General features: G+C 62.6%; 15 protein-coding genes. 8 read left to right on the top strand and 7 right to left on the bottom strand.

All coding sequences use genetic code 11. The features are described from left to right. Nucleotides 1-73: 73 nt before the first annotated feature. The 4 genes from C4K39_RS02250 to pilM are packed head-to-tail and all read right to left on the bottom strand — an operon-like array spanning nucleotide 74 to nucleotide 2,827. Nucleotides 74-595 carry a pilus assembly protein PilP gene (locus C4K39_RS02250; RefSeq protein ID WP_124345564.1) on the bottom strand — a complete coding sequence of 174 codons (522 nt, stop codon included), beginning with the start codon at nucleotides 593-595 and terminating at the stop codon, nucleotides 74-76. Beyond that, on the bottom strand, nucleotides 592-1,215 hold the full coding sequence (locus C4K39_RS02245) for a type IV pilus inner membrane component PilO (RefSeq protein ID WP_124345563.1): 624 nt from the start codon (nucleotides 1,213-1,215) through the stop codon (nucleotides 592-594). Before C4K39_RS02245 ends, C4K39_RS02250 begins: the two co-directional genes overlap by 4 nt. Further along, nucleotides 1,212-1,772 carry a PilN domain-containing protein gene (locus C4K39_RS02240; RefSeq protein ID WP_124345562.1) on the bottom strand — a complete coding sequence of 187 codons (561 nt, stop codon included), beginning with the start codon at nucleotides 1,770-1,772 and terminating at the stop codon, nucleotides 1,212-1,214. The genes C4K39_RS02245 and C4K39_RS02240 overlap by 4 nt, the downstream gene beginning before the upstream one ends. Then, nucleotides 1,772-2,827, bottom strand: a complete 1,056-nt coding sequence (gene pilM / locus C4K39_RS02235; RefSeq protein WP_124345561.1) for a type IV pilus assembly protein PilM — start codon at nucleotides 2,825-2,827, stop codon at nucleotides 1,772-1,774. Before pilM ends, C4K39_RS02240 begins: the two co-directional genes overlap by 1 nt. A 217-nt stretch (nucleotides 2,828-3,044) precedes the next feature. Here pilM and C4K39_RS02230 point away from each other — a divergent pair, with 217 nt between their 5' ends. Further along, nucleotides 3,045-5,477, top strand: coding sequence for a penicillin-binding protein 1A (locus C4K39_RS02230; protein WP_416220670.1), 2,433 nt, complete (start codon nucleotides 3,045-3,047; stop codon nucleotides 5,475-5,477). 112 nt (nucleotides 5,478-5,589) lie between these two features. Here C4K39_RS02230 and C4K39_RS02225 read toward each other — a convergent pair whose 3' ends face one another. The 3 genes from C4K39_RS02225 to rpmE form a co-directional block, all read right to left on the bottom strand. Then, a complete protein-coding gene (locus tag C4K39_RS02225; RefSeq protein WP_068576296.1) occupies nucleotides 5,590-6,858 on the bottom strand; it encodes a malic enzyme-like NAD(P)-binding protein in 1,269 nt (422 codons plus the stop codon). A gap of 187 nt (nucleotides 6,859-7,045) precedes the next feature. Further along, a complete protein-coding gene (locus tag C4K39_RS02220) occupies nucleotides 7,046-7,831 on the bottom strand; it encodes a thermonuclease family protein (protein WP_124345560.1) in 786 nt (261 codons plus the stop codon). A gap of 41 nt (nucleotides 7,832-7,872) precedes the next feature. Then, on the bottom strand, nucleotides 7,873-8,094 hold the full coding sequence (gene rpmE / locus C4K39_RS02215) for a 50S ribosomal protein L31 (protein ID WP_011058815.1): 222 nt from the start codon (nucleotides 8,092-8,094) through the stop codon (nucleotides 7,873-7,875). A 277-nt stretch (nucleotides 8,095-8,371) separates the two neighbouring features. Between rpmE and C4K39_RS02210 the strand changes: the two genes are divergently transcribed. The 7 genes from C4K39_RS02210 to phaC all read left to right on the top strand — a co-directional run bounded on the left by C4K39_RS02210 (nucleotide 8,372) and on the right by phaC (nucleotide 17,819). Further along, complete coding sequence (locus tag C4K39_RS02210) at nucleotides 8,372-10,591, top strand: primosomal protein N' (RefSeq protein ID WP_068576299.1); 2,220 nt, start codon at nucleotides 8,372-8,374, stop codon at nucleotides 10,589-10,591. A 181-nt stretch (nucleotides 10,592-10,772) separates the two neighbouring features. Then, nucleotides 10,773-12,509, top strand: coding sequence for an arginine--tRNA ligase (gene argS, locus C4K39_RS02205; protein WP_124345559.1), 1,737 nt, complete (start codon nucleotides 10,773-10,775; stop codon nucleotides 12,507-12,509). Nucleotide 12,510: 1 nt separating this feature from the next. Then, a complete protein-coding gene (locus C4K39_RS02200; protein WP_068576304.1) occupies nucleotides 12,511-13,218 on the top strand; it encodes an SPOR domain-containing protein in 708 nt (235 codons plus the stop codon). Nucleotides 13,219-13,413: 195 nt separating this feature from the next. Next, the gene (gene hslV / locus C4K39_RS02195; protein ID WP_007968352.1) at nucleotides 13,414-13,944 is read left to right on the top strand and encodes an ATP-dependent protease subunit HslV; all 531 of its coding nucleotides are present in this window, start codon (nucleotides 13,414-13,416) and stop codon (nucleotides 13,942-13,944) included. A 78-nt stretch (nucleotides 13,945-14,022) separates the two neighbouring features. Continuing rightward, entirely contained in the window at nucleotides 14,023-15,366 is a 1,344-nt protein-coding gene (gene hslU / locus C4K39_RS02190) for an ATP-dependent protease ATPase subunit HslU (RefSeq protein WP_068576306.1), read from the top strand. A 139-nt stretch (nucleotides 15,367-15,505) separates the two neighbouring features. Continuing rightward, nucleotides 15,506-15,883: a gamma-butyrobetaine hydroxylase family protein gene (locus tag C4K39_RS02185; RefSeq protein WP_068576308.1), complete on the top strand. Its 378-nt coding sequence runs from the start codon at nucleotides 15,506-15,508 to the stop codon at nucleotides 15,881-15,883. A gap of 256 nt (nucleotides 15,884-16,139) precedes the next feature. Continuing rightward, nucleotides 16,140-17,819: a class II poly(R)-hydroxyalkanoic acid synthase gene (phaC, locus tag C4K39_RS02180; protein ID WP_068605710.1), complete on the top strand. Its 1,680-nt coding sequence runs from the start codon at nucleotides 16,140-16,142 to the stop codon at nucleotides 17,817-17,819. The last annotated feature ends 43 nt before the right edge of the window (nucleotides 17,820-17,862 follow it).

Raw genomic sequence — 17,862 nt, 5'->3', positions numbered from 1 at the left:
CGGCAAAGCCCAGAACACCAACCACAGCCATAGACCCCAGACTGGAACAATCCTGTTCATTTCCCCGATCTCACTAAGAGTGTTTTTTCAACAGCAGCGTCCGTGATCGCTCCAGCCAGCCCCCCAGACCGTCGGCAACCACCTCCAGCACATCCACCTGCAGGTCGCCGATGGCAATGATCCGCCCCTGGTCGCGCCCCAGGTAATCGCCGACCTGCAATCGATAAACGACTCCCGCACCGCGCAGCAGGACGAAGTTCCCGGCAACACCGGACAAAGTCCCGACCATCTGCAACTGCTCGATGTCCAGCTGTTCAAGCGGATGCAAGACCCGACCCGGCTCAGACCGACGGGCCCCGATCAGCCGTTGGCTGGCGAGCAGGTCGTCGGATAGCGGCTGGAATGGGTCGCGCAATGCACCCGCGCCATAGGCAAGCACCGGGAATGAACGAAGAGGTGGAACAGAATCGACCGCGGCAGGTGCTTGTCGACGCATTTCATCCAGATAAGCATCCAGATCGGCGAAGCCCGCAGCGCCCTCACACCCCCAAAGACACAGGCAAAATCCACCCAGTAACCAGTGCCCACCGTTCATGGGTGCGAGTCCTGTTTTGCAAGCCTGTAGATCCGCGCCTCGACATTCATGCGCAGGCGCACGGGTTCATGACCCTCCACGGGACTGATACGAAGATCATGCAGAGTGACCATACGCGGTAGCCCCGCCAGGCCAGCAGCGAATGTCGCCAGTTCGTGATAACCGCCCACCACGGATATCTGGATTGGCAGCTGGACATGGAACTGCCGGGGCACCCCCGGCCGCAGGCTGATCGCTTCGAACACCAGGCCTGCATCCTGTCCCAGGCGACTGATGTCCTCCAGCAGTCCCGGGATCTCGGCCCCCTGGAAAAACTGCTCCAGTGCCCGATCCAGGTTTTCCCGTACAAGCGCCACCTGCTCTCGCCAAGAATCCAGGCTGCCAGCCTGGCGAAACTTGCCAGCAATCCGCGCCTTGAGACGAACATGTTCCTGGCGCATTTGCTTCCACTGCTCCTGCCCCACCCCCAGATAGAAAACCTGGCCCACCGCCAGGACCAGGCACATCAACAAGATCAGCAGTACCCCCTTGAGCGCTTCGGGCCAAGCGCCGGGGTTACCCAGGTCCAACGTTCGCCAATCGAAGCCGCCTGCCTGGATCGCCCCAAGCCAGTGATTCATGGCCCAAGCTCCATCACTGGAACTTGCTGCACATTCAGTCGAAACAGATTGCTCGGCTGACGCCCCATCTGCGCGACATTCTTCACCTCAGTCAGCGCCGGTGCGGCAAATCCATCGCTGGCTTGCAGATTGCGCAACAGTTCGGAGATCCGATCATTGGCCCGCGCGACACCACTGATACCCAGGCTCTCGCCCTGCTGATCGATTTCGGTCAGGTAAGCACCTTCGGGCAAGCTGCGGGCCAACTGCTCGAAGACCCGCACGCCAGAGGCACGACTGCCCTGCAACTCCTCGACAACCCTGAAGCGCTCAAGCAACTGCTGGTGTTGCAGTTTGAGCGCCTCGACATCGGCAATCCGCTGGTCCAGCAGGGTCGAGGCCTGCTCCAGGTATTGATTACGCAGGTGCAATCGCTCGATCGCCCGGGCGATATAGGCATCCGCCAGCAAGACCACCCCACCACCCAGCATCACCGTCACGGCCAGAGCCCCGAGAAAACGCCGACGCCGCAGCTCCCTGGCAGCCTCGCGCCAGGGCAAGAGGTTGATCCGGGCCATCAGTACAGCCCTCTCAAGGCTAGGCCGCAGGCAAGCAACAAACCCGGTGCCTGGTCAGCGAGTTGCTGGCTGTCCAGCCGGTGGCTGACCGACATATTGCGAACAGGATCGGCAATCGCCGTGGCAACCCCCGAGCACTGCTCCACAGCCCGGGCCAGGCCATCCAGGGCACTGGCCGTACCAGCCAACAACAGCAAGTCCAGGGGCTGCTGCTGCGCTGAAGCGGAAAATTGCTGCAGGGCAAGGACCACCTGCTCCTGCACCTGCAACCCGAACGGTTGCAACACGTCCTCATTGCAGCCTTGGGGCAAGCAGCCCTTGCGCTGCGCCAGCAATGCCTCGTCCAGGGTCAGGCCATGGTGTCGACCAAGGGCCTCCATCAACTGGCGGCTGCCAAACAGCTGCTCTCGGCCATAAATGACCCGTTGCCCACGCATCACGCTGAACGTACTGATGTCCGCCCCCAGATCCAGCAAGGCCAGGGAGGCTTGCGGCAACGCCCTGGCGATCGTTAGCGCCAAACCTCGCTCCAGGGCCAGAGGCTCGCTGTCCACCACCCGGGCACGCAGGCCTGCCAGAGCCAGCACCGCCTCCAGGGACTCGACCTGCTCGTTGCGACAAGCCACCAGCAGCACCTGAACCCGTCGGGAGTTTCCCGGCACCGGCCCTTGCACCTCGAAATCGAGCGCAACGTCCTCCAGGGCATAAGGAATGTACTGGCTCGCTTCCAGGGCAATCTGGTTCTCCAGCTCTTCGTCGGAGAGCCCCGCCGGCACTTCTATCAGCTTGCTGATCAGCGCCTCCCCCGGCACCGCCACTACGCTGTCCCGAAGGCGACTGCCACTGCCGCTCCAGGCCCTGAGCAAGGCCATGCCCAAGGCCTCGGGATCAACGATTTGCCGGCCTTGCACCACGCCAGGCAATAGAGGCTCTCGGGCAAAGGCCTCGACCCGGTAACCTGCCCCCTGGCGACTCAAGGCTAGAACCGTGATGGCAGTCGCATTGATATCGATCCCTAACAGGGAACTCGACTTTTTCCTGAAGAGTCCAAGCACGGCCAATTCCCTATGACTATCCGTAACTTACGGATTCCCTGAGCGACGTTGTGTCCATGCGTCGAGTCTTGACAGACGGGCAAATGACGATCCCGGAGGAAAATGCTTATAATGCCCGCGTTTTTTTCCGCGTTTACCCGCTGCGTGGGTCGGTCCTGATCATCATGAATACCCCGACGCCTAATTCATTCCTTTCTCTGGAAATCCAAAAGCCTTGATTCGTCTGCTGAAGTTTTTCGGGTGGTCCATCGTAGCGGCGTTCTGCGGGCTGCTCCTCGCCCTCTCCGGCGCGTTTCTCTATCTTAGTCCTGGCTTGCCGTCGGTAGAGGCCCTGCGAACCATCCAGTTGCAAATCCCCCTGCGGGTGTACAGCAGCGACGGAAAATTGATCGCAGAATTTGGCGAGATGCGACGTAATCCCATACGTTTCGCCGAAATTCCCCCGAACTTCATCAATGCGTTACTAAGTGCTGAAGACGATAACTTCGCCAACCACTACGGCGTCGACCCCAGCAGCCTCATGCGGGCGGCCACTCAACTGGTCAAGAGCGGGCACATCCAGTCCGGCGGCAGCACCATCACCATGCAGGTGGCCAAGAACTTCTTCCTCACCAGCGAGCGCAGCTTCTCGCGCAAGGCGACGGAGATCCTCCTGGCCCTGCAGATCGAGCGCCAGTTGACCAAGGACGAGATCCTCGAGTTGTATGTCAACAAGATCTACCTGGGTAACCGTGCCTACGGGATCGAGGCAGCGGCACAGGTGTACTACGGCAAATCCATCCGCGATGTGAGCCTGGCGCAGATGGCGATGATCGCCGGGCTGCCCAAGGCCCCTTCGCGCTTCAACCCCCTGGCCAACCCGGCGCGTAGCAAGGAGCGTCGCGACTGGATCCTGGGGCGCATGTACAAGCTGGGCAAGATCACCGAGGCGGCCTACACCGAGGCGGTCAACGAACCCCTCAATGCCAGCTATCACGTACCGACTCCGGAAGTGAGCGCACCGTACATCGCCGAGATGGCCCGCGCCGAGATGGTCGGCCGCTATGGCAGCGACGCCTACACCGAAGGTTTCCGGGTGACCACCACGGTTCCCAGCGACCTGCAGGAAATGGCCAATACCGCGGTCCATGAAGGGCTGATGACCTACGACCAGCGCCACGGCTATCGCGGCCCGGAATCGCGCCTGCCCGGCAAGACCCAGGCAGCCTGGGCCAACGAGCTGACCAAACAGCGGACCATCAGCGGGCTGGAGCCGGCGATCGTCACCCAGGTCGAGAAGAATGGCATTGAGGTACTGACCCGCAACGGCCAGGAACATGTGGCCTGGGAAAGCATGAAATGGGCCCGCCCGTTCCTCAACACCAACAGCATGGGCCCCTCGCCTCGCCAACCTGCGGACGTGACCCAGGTCGGCGACCTGGTACGCGTACAGCGCCAGGCAGACAATTCCCTGAAGTTCAGCCAGATCCCGGTCGCCCAGGGCGCCCTGGTGACCCTGGACCCACAGAACGGCGCCATCCGCGCACTGGTCGGCGGCTTCGCCTTCGAGCAGAGCAACTACAACCGCGCGACGCAAGCCAAGCGCCAGCCCGGCTCGAGCTTCAAGCCATTCGTCTACAGTGCCGCCCTGGACAATGGCTACACCCCGGCCAGCCTGGTGAACGACGCCCCGATCGTGTTCGTCGACGAATACCTGGACAAGGTCTGGCGACCGAAGAACGACAACAACACGTTCCTGGGTCCGATTCGCATGCGTGAGGCGCTGTACAAATCACGCAACCTGGTATCGATCCGCCTGCTGCAAAGCATGGGGGTCGACCGCACCATCGATTACATCAGCAAGTTCGGCTTCAACAAGCAGGACCTGCCGCGCAACCTGTCCCTGGCCCTGGGCACAGCGACCCTGACGCCGATCGAGATCGCCACCGGCTGGAGCACCTTTGCCAACGGCGGCTACAAGATCACCCCCTACATCATCGACAAGATCGAAAGCCGTAACAGTGAGCTGTTGTTCAGCGCCAACCCGCCCAGCGCCCCCACTGGCGATACTGCCAGCAGTGGTATCGCTGCGCCGGAGAACGGCTTCACGATCAACACCGCGACCGGCGAAACGCCAGTCCAGCCAGCCGCCCAGGCGCCGGTGACTGCAGAACGGATTATCGATGGGCGCACGACCTACATCCTCAACAGCATGCTCGAGGACGTGATCAAGCTGGGTACCGGCCGCCGCGCGCTGGCCCTGGGCCGCTCGGACCTGGCCGGCAAGACAGGTACGACCAACGACTCCAAGGACGCCTGGTTCTCCGGCTACAACGCCGACTACGTCACCACGGTATGGACCGGCTTCGACCAACCGGAAAGCCTGGGGCGCCGCGAGTATGGCGGCACCGTGGCCCTGCCGATCTGGATGAACTTCATGGGCGCCGCCCTCAAGGGCAAGCCACCCCACACCCAACCCGAGCCGGAAGGCATCCTCAGCCTGCGTGTCGACCCGGTCAGCGGCCGCGCCGCTACCCCGGGGACGCCAAACGCCTACTTCGAGCTGTTCAAGAGCGAAGACACCCCACCCTCGGTCAATGAGCTGGGCAATGGCATGGCCCCTGGCAGCCCACTACCGGCAGACGAGGCCGCTCCGATCGACCTGTTCTAGAACAGCAGCGCAAGCTACGCGCTTCAAGCGACAAGGAACCCTTGCCGCTTGAAGCTTGAAACTTCTCCATAAAAAAACCCGGCTCGATGGCCGGGTTTTTTATGAGCTGCAATTAGCCGTTGAACACGTCGTTCACGCTTTTGAGCGGATAGTTCTTCGGATACGGCAGGGTGGCCACGCCAGTCTCGATGGCGGCCTTGGCCACGGCATCGGAGATCACGGTGATCAGGCGGGCATCCATTGGCTTGGGAATGATGTACTCACGACCGAACGCCAGCGCCTGGCCGCCGTAGGCATCGCAGACTTCCTGAGGCACTGGCAGCTTGGCCAGGTCCTTCAGGGCGATGGCCGCCGCGATCTTCATCTCTTCGTTGATACGCTTGGCGCGAACGTCCAGGGCACCACGGAAGATGAACGGGAAGCCCAGTACGTTGTTCACCTGGTTCGGGTAGTCCGAACGGCCAGTGGCCATGATCACGTCATCGCGAGTGGCATGGGCCAGCTCCGGGGAGATTTCCGGATCAGGGTTGGAGCAGGCGAACACGATCGGGTTCGACGCCATGGACTTCAGGCCTTCGGCGCTCAGCAGGTTCGGACCGGACAGGCCAACGAACACATCGGCACCCTTCAGGGCGTCGGCCAGGGTGCGCTTGTCGGTAGCGTGGGCGAACACTGCCTTGTACTGGTTCAGGTCGTCACGACCGGAGTGGATCACGCCGGTACGGTCAACCATGAAGATGTTCTCGATCTGCGCACCCATGCTCACCAGCAGCTTCATGCAGGAGATGGCGGCAGCACCGGCCCCCAGGCAGACGATCTTGGCATCGGCCAGGGTCTTGCCGGCGATTTCCAGGGCATTGATCATCCCGGCCGCGGTCACGATGGCGGTACCGTGCTGGTCATCGTGGAATACCGGAATGTCGCACTGCTCGATCAGGGCGCGCTCGATCTCGAAGCACTCAGGCGCCTTGATGTCTTCCAGGTTGATGCCACCGAAGGTGATGGAGATGCGCTTGACGGTATCGATGAAGGCTTGCGGGCTTTCGGAGTCGACTTCGATGTCGAACACATCGATGCCAGCGAAACGCTTGAACAGTACGCCCTTGCCTTCCATCACCGGCTTGGAGGCCAGCGGGCCGAGGTTGCCCAGGCCCAGAATAGCGGTGCCATCGGAAATGACGGCAACCAGGTTGCCTTTGCCGGTGTACTTGTAGGCCAGCTCCGGGTCGCGAGCGATTTCACGTACCGGTTCGGCTACGCCGGGGCTGTAGGCCAGCGCCAGATCACGAGCGGTAGCAGTGGCCTTGGTGAGCTCGACACTCAGCTTCCCTGGACGAGGATTGGCATGATATTCGAGAGCGGCAGTTTTCAAATCAGACATGTGGGCATTCCGCTTTTACTGTTGGACAGACGGACCGCCGAGGATACGCGTGTCGCATAGTCCCCACAAGACTGGCCAGTCACCCCTGTCAAGGCCCGTAGCCTACGACTTTGGGCCAAGAGCCGCGGCCCGCAAGGCTTTCAACTGTTCACAATCCAAATAAAAAATGTCTACAATTTACTCGTCATCAGAGCAATCTCAGCATCGAAGGGTCTTTGATCGAGATCATCCAGCGCGCAAGCGGCAGCGAGGAACGCCCCCGCTGATGACGATCCACGACCCAGCCACGAGCCTCGACGCGGCGCCCGACAAGGCCTTTGAGCCGCTCAGGGGGGAAGCGGCCACGGATATTGGGTGCAATGCGTAATACAACCGCTCCATTCAATGTGATCCAAACCCCGTTGCGATTGCGTTGCACCCCACTTACCCGCCCGCTCAGCACGGCAAAACCCGAGGAGCGAATCTGCTCCGGTTTCAGTACAGGCGAACGCCGCCAAAGCCCTAGCCTGGCCCTGCGCGCATGGTTTTCAGCAGCTTGCTGGCAGGCGACCAATGCGACATTCGGCGCCAGGGCGATATGGTAGGCGAGCCCCTCGGCAATCAACCGGGCTTCGAAGTTCACGCCATTGGCGCCATAGACATGGGCCAGGGTCCGCCCATAGCGATCGAACCTCTCGCGACCGGGCACCAGGCCAACCCGGCCACCATTGCGCGCGACCAGTTGCTCCAGGCGCCTGCGTGCCGCCACGGCCAACGGCTCGGCCAAACGCCCCTTTGCGGCCAACTCCGGTGCATTGAGGCCGATCATGCGTACGCTGCGGCCGTCCTTGAGACGCAGGGTGTCACCGTCCACCACTCGCGCCACCACCGCAGGAGTCAATGACGCCGGAGCCGGGGCCGGGCAAAACGCCTGGGCGGCTGTCAGCCAAATCGCAGGCACAAAAAAGGCGCCCACTAGGGACGCCTTTTTCATCAGCGAGGAAAGTCGGTATCGGCTTTCCAGAACGATCAGCCTCAGGCCTTTTTCGTTGCGCCGAAAGCACCGAAGCGCGACTTGAACTTGTCGACACGACCGCCAACGTCCAGAGTCTTCTGCTTACCGGTGTAGAACGGGTGGCACTCGTTGCACACGTCCAGGCTCAGAGGCTTGGCCAGGGTGGAGCGAGTTTCGATGACGTTACCGCAGCTGCAAGTAGCGGTAATGGCTTCGTATACTGGATGAATATCGGCTTTCATGATGTATTCCTCAGGCTAGCGTGCCGCCACCCAACACTATTGTTGAATACCGCACGAATTAGGGCGCGGATTCTACCAGACCCCATCAATCGCGCAAGAGATCCTGACTGCCCTCCATCAGAAAAACCCTCCACCACCTTGACAGCCCGCACCGCTCCCTACCCGGAATCGACAGCATGCACCCGTGAACAGGTGCCCACGCTTGTGCAGGACACCCCTGCGCTCGTCTGTTAGGCTCCAAAACCTACCGACTGCCCGCCCTGTGAGACCTCCCCGCGTGCCCGACGCCATCCTGCGCCTAGCCCTGCCTTCGCCCTTGCGCCGCTTGTTCGACTACCGCGCCCCAGCCGGGGTACTGCGCAGCCAGTTGCAACCAGGCATGCGCCTGCGAGTGCCATTTGGGCGCAGGGAAATGATCGGCATCCTGGTCCAGGTAGCGGATCACAGCGAAGTCCCGGCGGAAAAGCTCAAGCCGGCCCTCGCCCTGCTGGACCCCACCCCACCGTTGCCAGCAGCCCTGTTCAAGCTGTGCCTGTGGACCGCCCAGTACTATCAGCACAGCCTGGGCGACACCCTGAGCTGGGCCTTGCCGGTGCTGCTGCGCCAGGGTGAGCCGGCCGAGGCCCGCCAGGAACGCTTCTGGTCGGTCGCGCCCGGCGCTCGCCTCGACGATCCGCGAATAGCCCGTGCCCCCCGCCAGCGAGAAGCCCTGGCCACCCTGGCCCAACACCCCCACGGCGTCCCCCATGCGCTCTTGAGCAAGCTGATGCTGAGCAAGGACAGCCTGGACCTGTTGCTGGCCAAGGACCTGGTGCAGATAGAGGTACGCAGGCACGCCCCTGGAGCACGTCACGAACACTGGCTGGCCCAGCCGGAACTGCCGCTCAACAGCGAACAACGCGCCGCGTATGAAGCGATCCGCGCCGGGTTCGACAGCTACCATGCCTTCCTCCTGGCAGGAGTCACCGGCAGCGGCAAGACCGAGGTCTACCTGCAACTGATCCGCGAAACCCTGGAAGCCGGCAAGCAAGCCCTGGTACTGATCCCGGAAATCAACCTCGGCCCCCAGACCCTGGCCCGCTTCGAACAACGCTTCAATGCGCGTATCGCCCTGCTGCACTCGGCGGTCAATGATCGTGAGCGCCTGGACGCCTGGCTGGCGGCCCGGGACGGCGAGGCGGATATCATCATCGGCACCCGCTCGGCGCTGTTCACCCCGATGAAGAATCCCGGGCTGATCATCATCGACGAGGAGCACGACGGCTCCTATAAACAGCAGGAAGGCTTGCGCTACCACGCTCGCGACCTGGCCCTGGTCCGCGCCCGCCAGGAAGACATCCCGATCGTCCTGGGCTCGGCCACCCCATCCCTGGAAAGCCTGCATAACGCCTACACCGGCCGCTATGGCCTGCTGCGCATGAATGAACGGGCCGGCGGTGCAAAACCACCGCGTTTCCTGCGCCTGGACGTCAAGAGCCGTCCACTGGACAGCGGTATTTCCGGGCCCATGCAACAAGCCATCGGCCAGACCCTGGCCGCCGGGCAACAGGTCCTGGTGTTCCTCAATCGCCGCGGCTTCGCCCCGACGCTGCTGTGCCATGACTGCGGCTGGATGTCCGAATGCGAACGCTGCGACGCCCGCATGACCGTGCACCAGCGTTCGGGCGAACTGCGTTGCCATCACTGCGGCCATGTGGAACGTGTGCCACGGCATTGCCCACAGTGCGGCAAGGTCGACCTGCGGCCAGTGGGAGCCGGCACCGAACGGGCAGAGGAGCGCCTGGCCATCCTGTTTCCCGACTACCCGGTACTGCGGGTGGATCGCGACAGCACCTCGCGCAAGGACGCGATGAACCAGCTGTTCGCCACCATCCAGAAAGGCCATCCGTGCATCCTCGTCGGCACGCAGATGCTGGCCAAGGGTCATCACTTCCCCCGGGTCACCCTGGTATCGATCCTGGATGCCGATGGCGGCCTGTTTTCCGGGGACTTTCGCGCCAGCGAACGCATGGCACAACTGATCGTCCAGGTAGCGGGACGCGCAGGGCGCGCCGAAGAACCCGGCAAGGTGATCATCCAGACCCACCTGGCCGACCATCCGCTGCTGGTACAACTGACCGAGCAAGGCTACTTCGCCTTCGCCGAGCAGGCCCTGAGCGAACGGCGCAGCGCCGGCCTGCCACCTTTCGCCCACCTCGCACTGCTGCGCGCCGAGGCCCACAAGCCAGGCCAGGCCGAGGCTTTCCTGGACGAAGCCTGCAGCGAAGCCGAGCGCCTGCTGGCCGAACAGGAGCTGGGCGGCATCGAGCTGCTGGGGCCTGTACCCGCCCCCATGGAGCGCCGGGCCGGACGTTATCGTGCTCAACTGCTGCTGCAAGCCAGCGCCCGGGCCCCGCTCCACCGCCTGTTGAGCAGCTGGCTGCTGGCACTGGAGCAGATGCCTAGCGGGCGGCAAGTTCGCTGGTCGCTGGATGTGGACCCCGTCGACCTGTACTGACAGGCCAACTGCAGCCCCTGGTTTAAGCAGCAAGCAGAACCTGCCGATCCTTGCTGCTTGAAGCCTGGTGCCTGCCACTCACCCCCCAGAGGTTGGCAACCCGCCCCTGGCAACGGATAATGCCCAGTTTTTCCACCTGCGCATCGAAGCGCCGCCGCGCCAGCGGTCGAAAGAGAAGACCATGAAAGACACCATTCGCCAGCTCATCCAGCAAGCCATCGCCCAACTCGTCGCCGAAGGTGTGTTGCCAGAAGGTCTGGCGCCGGCGATCCAGGTCGAGAACACCCGCGACAAGACCCACGGCGACTTCGCCAGCAACATCGCCATGATGCTGGCCAAGCCCGCCGGCATGAAGCCTCGCGATCTGGCGGAAAAGATCATCGCCGCCCTGCCGGTCGACGAGAACCTGAGCAAGGCGGAAATCGCCGGCCCAGGCTTCATCAACTTCTTCCAGAACACCCAGGCCCTGGCCGCCCGCCTGGACGCCGCCCTCGACGACGCCCACCTGAACGTGCGCAAGGCCGGCCCGGCACAACGCACCGTGATCGACATGTCGGCGCCCAACCTGGCCAAGGAAATGCACGTCGGCCACCTGCGCTCCACCATCATCGGCGACGGCGTGGCACGGGTCCTGGAGTTCCTCGGCGATACCGTGATCCGCCAGAACCACGTGGGCGACTGGGGCACCCAGTTCGGCATGCTGATGGCGTACCTCGAAGAAAACCCCATCACCAGCGACGAGCTGTCGGACCTGGAGAATTTCTACCGCGCCGCCAAGCAGCGCTTCGACGAGTCCGAAGCCTTCGCCGATCGCGCTCGCAGCCTGGTGGTCAAGCTGCAGGCCGGCGACCCGGACTGCCTGGCCCTGTGGAGCAAGTTCAAGGACATCTCCCTGTCCCACTGCCAGAAGATCTACGAGCTGCTCAACGTCAAGCTGACCATGGCCGACGTGATGGGCGAGAGCGCCTACAACGATGACCTGATCAATGTGGTCAACGACCTCAAGGCCCAGGGCATGCTGGTGGAAAGCAATGGCGCCCAGTGCGTGTTCCTCGACGAGTTCAAGAACGCCGAGGGCGAGCCGCTGCCAGTGATCATCGTCAAGGCCGGCGGCGGCTACCTGTACGCCACCACCGACCTGGCCGCCGTGCGCTACCGCAGCGGCAAGCTCAAGGCCGACCGCGCCCTGTACTTCGTCGACCAGCGCCAGGCCCTGCACTTCCAGCAAGTGTTCGCGGTGGCCCACAAGGCCGGTTTCGTCACCCATCCGATGGACATGGAGCACATGGGCTTCGGCACCATGAACGGCGCCGACGGCCGCCCGTTCAAGACCCGTGATGGCGGCACCGTGAAGCTGATCGACCTGCTGACCGAAGCCGAGGAGCGGGCCTACGCTCTGGTGAAGGAGAAGAACCCGCAGTTGGCGGAAGCCGACCTGCGCCGCATCGCCAAGGTGGTGGGCATCGACTCGGTGAAGTACGCCGACCTGTCCAAGCACCGCACCAGCGACTACAGCTTCAACTTCGACCTGATGCTCAACTTCGAAGGCAACACCGCGCCCTACCTGCTGTACGCCTATACCCGTGCTGCCGGCGTGTTCCGCAAGCTGGGCAAGGACTTCAGCCAGGTACAGGGCAAGATCGAACTGCACGCCGCCCAGGAACTGGAGCTGGCGGCACGCCTGGCGCAGTTTGGCGAGACCCTCAACAACGTCGCCGAAAAAGGCACCCCCCACGTGCTGTGCAGCTACCTGTACGATGTGGCCGGGCTGTTCTCCAGCTTCTACGAAAACTGCCCGATCCTGGCAGCCGAGACTCCCGAGCAGATGAATAGCCGCCTGCGCCTGACCGAGCTGACCCGGCGTACCCTCAAGCAAGGTCTGGAACTGCTGGGCCTCGAAGTCCTGGAGCAAATGTAAGTTGGCTGCCAAGAAAAAACCTGCACCCAAGCGTGGCGCCAGCCGTTACCAGCCTCCGGCCAAGAAGCCGATTCCGGGCTGGTTGTGGTTGGCCATCGGCCTGACCATCGGCGCCTTCATCGTGTTCCTGATGAAGCTCGAGCCCGGCAAGGGTGGCGACAGCGTCAAGCGCGAGAAAATCGAGCAGCAGAAAGCCACCAAGATTGCCGAGGCCAACAAGACTCCGCCCAGCCCACAGCAGCCGGTGAAGCCCAAGTACGACTTCTATACGCTGCTGCCGGAGTCGGAAGTCATTGTGCCGCCTGAAGCCGTACCGGAAAAAACCCTGCCGACACCACAGGTGCCGCCAGTGCCAACTACCCCGGTAACCCCGGCGGAAGCGGCGAAGATCGATACTGCCCGGGCCCAGGCCGCCCTCGCCGGCATCACCCCGCCACCAGCGCCCCCCGTGGCCAAGGCGGCTCCGGTCACCAAGTTCTTCCTCCAGGCCGGCTCGTTCCGCAAGGAAGCCGATGCCGACAAGGTGCGCGCGCAAATCATCCTGCTGGGGCAGTCGGTCTCGGTCGAGTCCGGCACCGTCAAGGAGGAGACCTGGTACCGAGTACTGGTCGGCCCGTTCAGCAACCGCGAGCAACTGACCGTTGCCCAGAAGCAACTGGCAGGCGCCGGCTTCAGCAACCTGCTGTTACAACAGCGTCAAAGCCGCTGACACCCTATGGCGAGGGAGTTCGCTCCCTCCGGGCCGCCTCGCGGCCCCAGGGTTCCCCCCAAACAGCCGCTATCCCTTCCTCCCGGGACGCCCCACCACTCGTCTCTCTCCACACATTGCAGTTGAAAAACCTCGCACCACCCCCATATGAGTTTCCATCTGGGCACTTTCGCCCCGCTGCGTGGAGACTTCCCCTTGACCACCATCGTTTCAGTCCGCCGCCACGGCAAAGTCGTCATGGGCGGCGACGGCCAGGTTTCCCTTGGCAACACCGTGATGAAAGGCAATGCGAAGAAAGTTCGCCGCCTGTACCACGGCCAGGTCATCGCAGGCTTCGCCGGGGCCACCGCCGATGCCTTCACCTTGTTCGAACGCTTTGAAGGCCAGCTGGAAAAACACCAGGGCCACCTGATCCGCGCCGCTGTCGAGCTGGCCAAGGAATGGCGTACCGATCGCTCCCTGAGCCGCCTGGAAGCCATGCTGGCCGTGGCCAACAAGGATGCATCCCTGATCATCACCGGCAACGGCGACGTGGTCGAACCTGAAGACGGCCTGATCGCCATGGGTTCCGGTGGCGCCTACGCCCAGGCGGCGGCCAGCGCCTTGCTGAAAAAGACCGACCTGTCGGCTCGCGAGATCGTCGAGACCGCCCTGGGTATTGCCGGCGACATCTGTGTATTCACCAACCACACTCAAACCATCGAGGAGCAGGATCTCGCGGAATAAGCCTGTTCCGGCTCGGGCCTGCCGCCAGGCGGCAGGCGTGCCACGGCATTCATTCCTGCTTGAGAACCGCCAATTACTATGTCCATGACACCCCGCGAAATCGTCCACGAACTCAATCGCCACATCATCGGCCAGGACGACGCCAAGCGCGCCGTGGCCATTGCCCTGCGCAACCGCTGGCGGCGCATGCAACTGCCTGTCGAGCTGCGGGCTGAAGTCACCCCCAAGAACATCCTGATGATCGGCCCTACCGGCGTGGGCAAGACCGAAATCGCCCGCCGCCTGGCCAAGCTGGCCAATGCACCGTTCATCAAGGTCGAGGCCACCAAGTTCACTGAGGTGGGCTACGTGGGCCGCGACGTCGAGTCGATCATCCGCGACCTGGCCGACGCCGCGCTGAAGATGCTTCGCGAGCAGGAAATCGTCCGTGTGCGCCACCGCGCCGAAGACGCCGCCGAGGACCGCATCCTCGACGCCCTGCTGCCCCAGGCCCGGGTCAGCAGCTTTGCCGAGGAAGCCGCGCAGACCAGCAGCGACTCCAACACCCGCCAGCTGTTCCGCAAGCGTCTGCGCGAAGGCCAGCTGGACGACAAGGAAATCGAGATCGAAGTCGCCGAGAACATGGGCGTCGAGATCGCCGCGCCACCTGGCATGGAAGAGATGACCAACCAGCTGCAGAGCCTGTTCGCCAACATGGGCAAGGGCAAGCGCAAGACCCGCAAGCTGAAGGTCAAGGAAGCACTGAAAATGGTGCGCGATGAAGAAGCCAGCCGCCTGGTCAACGAGGAAGAACTCAAGGCCAAGGCCCTGGAAGCCGTCGAGCAGCACGGCATCGTGTTCATCGACGAGATCGACAAGGTGGCCAAGCGCGGCAACGTCGGCGGCGCCGATGTCTCCCGTGAAGGCGTGCAGCGCGACCTGCTGCCGCTGATCGAGGGCTGCACCGTCAACACCAAGCTGGGCATGGTCAAGACCGACCACATCCTGTTCATCGCCTCCGGCGCGTTCCACCTGAGCAAGCCGAGCGACCTGGTGCCTGAACTGCAAGGTCGCCTGCCGATCCGTGTCGAACTCAAGGCCCTGACTCCAGAGGACTTCGAACGCATCCTCAAGGAACCGCACGCGTCCCTGACCGAACAGTACTCTGCGCTGCTCAAGACCGAAGGCCTGGACATCGAGTTCGCCGACGAAGGCATCAAGCGCCTGGCGGAGATCGCCTACCAGGTCAACGAGAAGACCGAGAACATTGGGGCTCGTCGCCTGCATACCTTGCTCGAGCGCCTGCTCGAAGAGGTGTCGTTCAGCGCCGGCGACCTGGCCAGCGCCCACAGCGAGGAGCCGATCCGCATCGACGCGGCCTACGTCAACAGTCACCTGGGTGAGCTGGCACAGAACGAAGACCTGTCCCGCTACATCCTCTAAGCGCCAAGCTGCGAGCTGCAAGCGACAAGCTGATTCGCGTCGCTTGCAGCAACGCTTCGCTACTGTTTTATCCGCGATGGCTTGAATCTCCCTGCTCGTAGCTTGAAGCTTGCAGCTTGAAGCTCAAGAGAGAACGCCCATGGCCCGCCTGCCCACCGGCATCAACCTGCACAAAGCCTCCAAGACCCTGACCCTGACCTACGGGCCGGACGAGGTCTACCACCTGCCTGCGGAATTCCTGCGGGTGCATTCCCCCTCCGCCGAGGTCCAGGGCCACGGCAACCCCATCCTGCAATTCGGCAAGCTCGGCGTCGGCCTGAGCAAGATCGAAACGGCCGGCCAGTACGCACTGAAATTGACCTTCGACGACGGTCATGACAGCGGACTGTTCACCTGGGATTACCTGTACCAATTGGCACTGCGCCAGGACGACTTGTGGAGCGACTACCTGGAGCAACTCAAGGCCGCTGGAAAGTCCCGTGATCCGAACGAGTCCATCGTCAAGCTGATGCTCTAGCTCAAGCCTCTGGCTGTTTAGAGGGCATTTTCTAATTCCATCTGTTTGAATGCAGGGCTGCATGGTCAATGAATGGCCTGCTTGCGAAAAAAAATAAACTCGGGTAACCAATGGATCTGGCAGGTTCCCTGCAGAGCTTTCGGAACATAGAAGCAGCGGTGCGCAAATAACGGTCACCCGAGCAGTAGTACCGGCATCGTGCTGTGTAACTGCACAGCAAGCCCGGTACTCGTCTCAGGACAATGGAGCGTCGTAGATGAGTAACAAGAATAACGATGACCTGAAACGCCAAGCCTCGGAGAACACCCTGGGGCTCAATCCGGTCATCGGCTTGCGTAGAAAGGATCTGCTTACCTCTGCTCGAATGGTGCTTGCCCAGGCCATCAAACAACCCATCCACAGTGTCAAGCACGTTGCCCATTTCGGCGTCGAACTGAAGAACGTGATGTTCGGCAAGTCGAGCCTGCAACCAGAAAGCGACGACCGCCGGTTCATCGACCCGGCGTGGAGCCAGAACCCGCTGTACAGGCGTTACCTGCAAACCTACCTGGCGTGGCGCAAGGAGCTTCACGACTGGATCGGCAATAGCAACCTCTCCGAACAGGACATCAGCCGCGGGCACTTCGTGATCAACCTGATGACCGAAGCCATGGCCCCGACCAACAGCGCGGCCAACCCCGCCGCGGTCAAGCGCTTCTTCGAAACTGGCGGCAAGAGCCTGCTGGACGGTTTGTCCCACCTGGCCAAGGACCTGGTGCACAACGGCGGCATGCCCAGCCAGGTCAACATGGACGCCTTCGAAGTGGGCAAGAACCTGGGCACCAGCGAAGGGTCGGTGGTGTTTCGCAACGATGTGCTGGAGCTGATCCAGTACCGGCCCATCACCGAGCAGGTGCATGAGCGCCCGTTGCTGGTGGTGCCGCCGCAGATCAACAAGTTCTATGTTTTCGACCTCAGCCCGGACAAGAGCCTGGCGCGCTTCTGCCTGCGCAACAACGTGCAGACCTTCATCGTCAGCTGGCGCAACCCGACCAAGGCCCAGCGCGAGTGGGGCCTGTCCACCTACATCGAGGCCTTGAAGGAAGCGGTCGACGTAGTGACCGCCATCACCGGCAGCGAGGATGTGAACATGCTCGGCGCCTGCTCCGGCGGCATCACCTGTACCGCGCTGCTAGGGCACTATGCGGCACTGGGCCAGAAGAAGGTCAACGCCCTGACCCTGCTGGTGAGCGTGCTCGACACCACCGTGGACACCCAGGTCGCACTGTTCGTCGACGAGCAGACCCTGGAGGCCGCCAAGCGCCACTCCTACCAGGCTGGCGTGCTCGAAGGCCGTGACATGGCCAAGGTTTTCGCCTGGATGCGGCCCAACGACCTGATCTGGAACTACTGGGTCAACAACTACCTGCTGGGCAACGAGCCGCCGGTGTTCGACATCCTGTTCTGGAACAATGACACCACGCGCCTGCCTGCCGCGTTCCATGGCGACCTGATCGAGATGTTCAAGAACAACCCACTGACCCGGGCCAATGCCCTGGAAGTGTGCGGCACGCCGATCGACCTGAAGCAGGTAAGCGCCGACATCTTCTCCCTGGCCGGTACCAACGACCACATCACGCCGTGGAAGTCCTGCTACAAGTCGGCGCAACTGTTCGGCGGCCATGTGGAGTTCGTTCTCTCCAGCAGCGGGCACATCCAGAGCATCCTCAACCCACCGGGCAACCCCAAGGCGCGCTACATGACCAGCTCCGAGATCCCGGACTGCCCCGACCAGTGGCAAGAGAACTCGGTCAAGCACACCGACTCCTGGTGGCTGCACTGGCAAGCCTGGCAGGCACAGCGCTCTGGAGAACTGAAGCCGGCACCCGAGACCCTGGGCAGCAAGAAGTACCCGGCAGGCGAGGCATCGCCGGGCACCTACGTCCACGAACGCTGATCGGGCCTCGAGCACGGCGGTACCAAAAGTGCCGCCAAGCCCT

Source organism: Pseudomonas sessilinigenes (assembly GCF_003850565.1).
In the GTDB taxonomy this organism is placed as follows: domain Bacteria; phylum Pseudomonadota; class Gammaproteobacteria; order Pseudomonadales; family Pseudomonadaceae; genus Aquipseudomonas; species Aquipseudomonas sessilinigenes.
The sequence above is the reverse complement of the archived record's forward strand: the minus strand, read 5'-3'. Positions and strand labels throughout refer to the sequence as shown.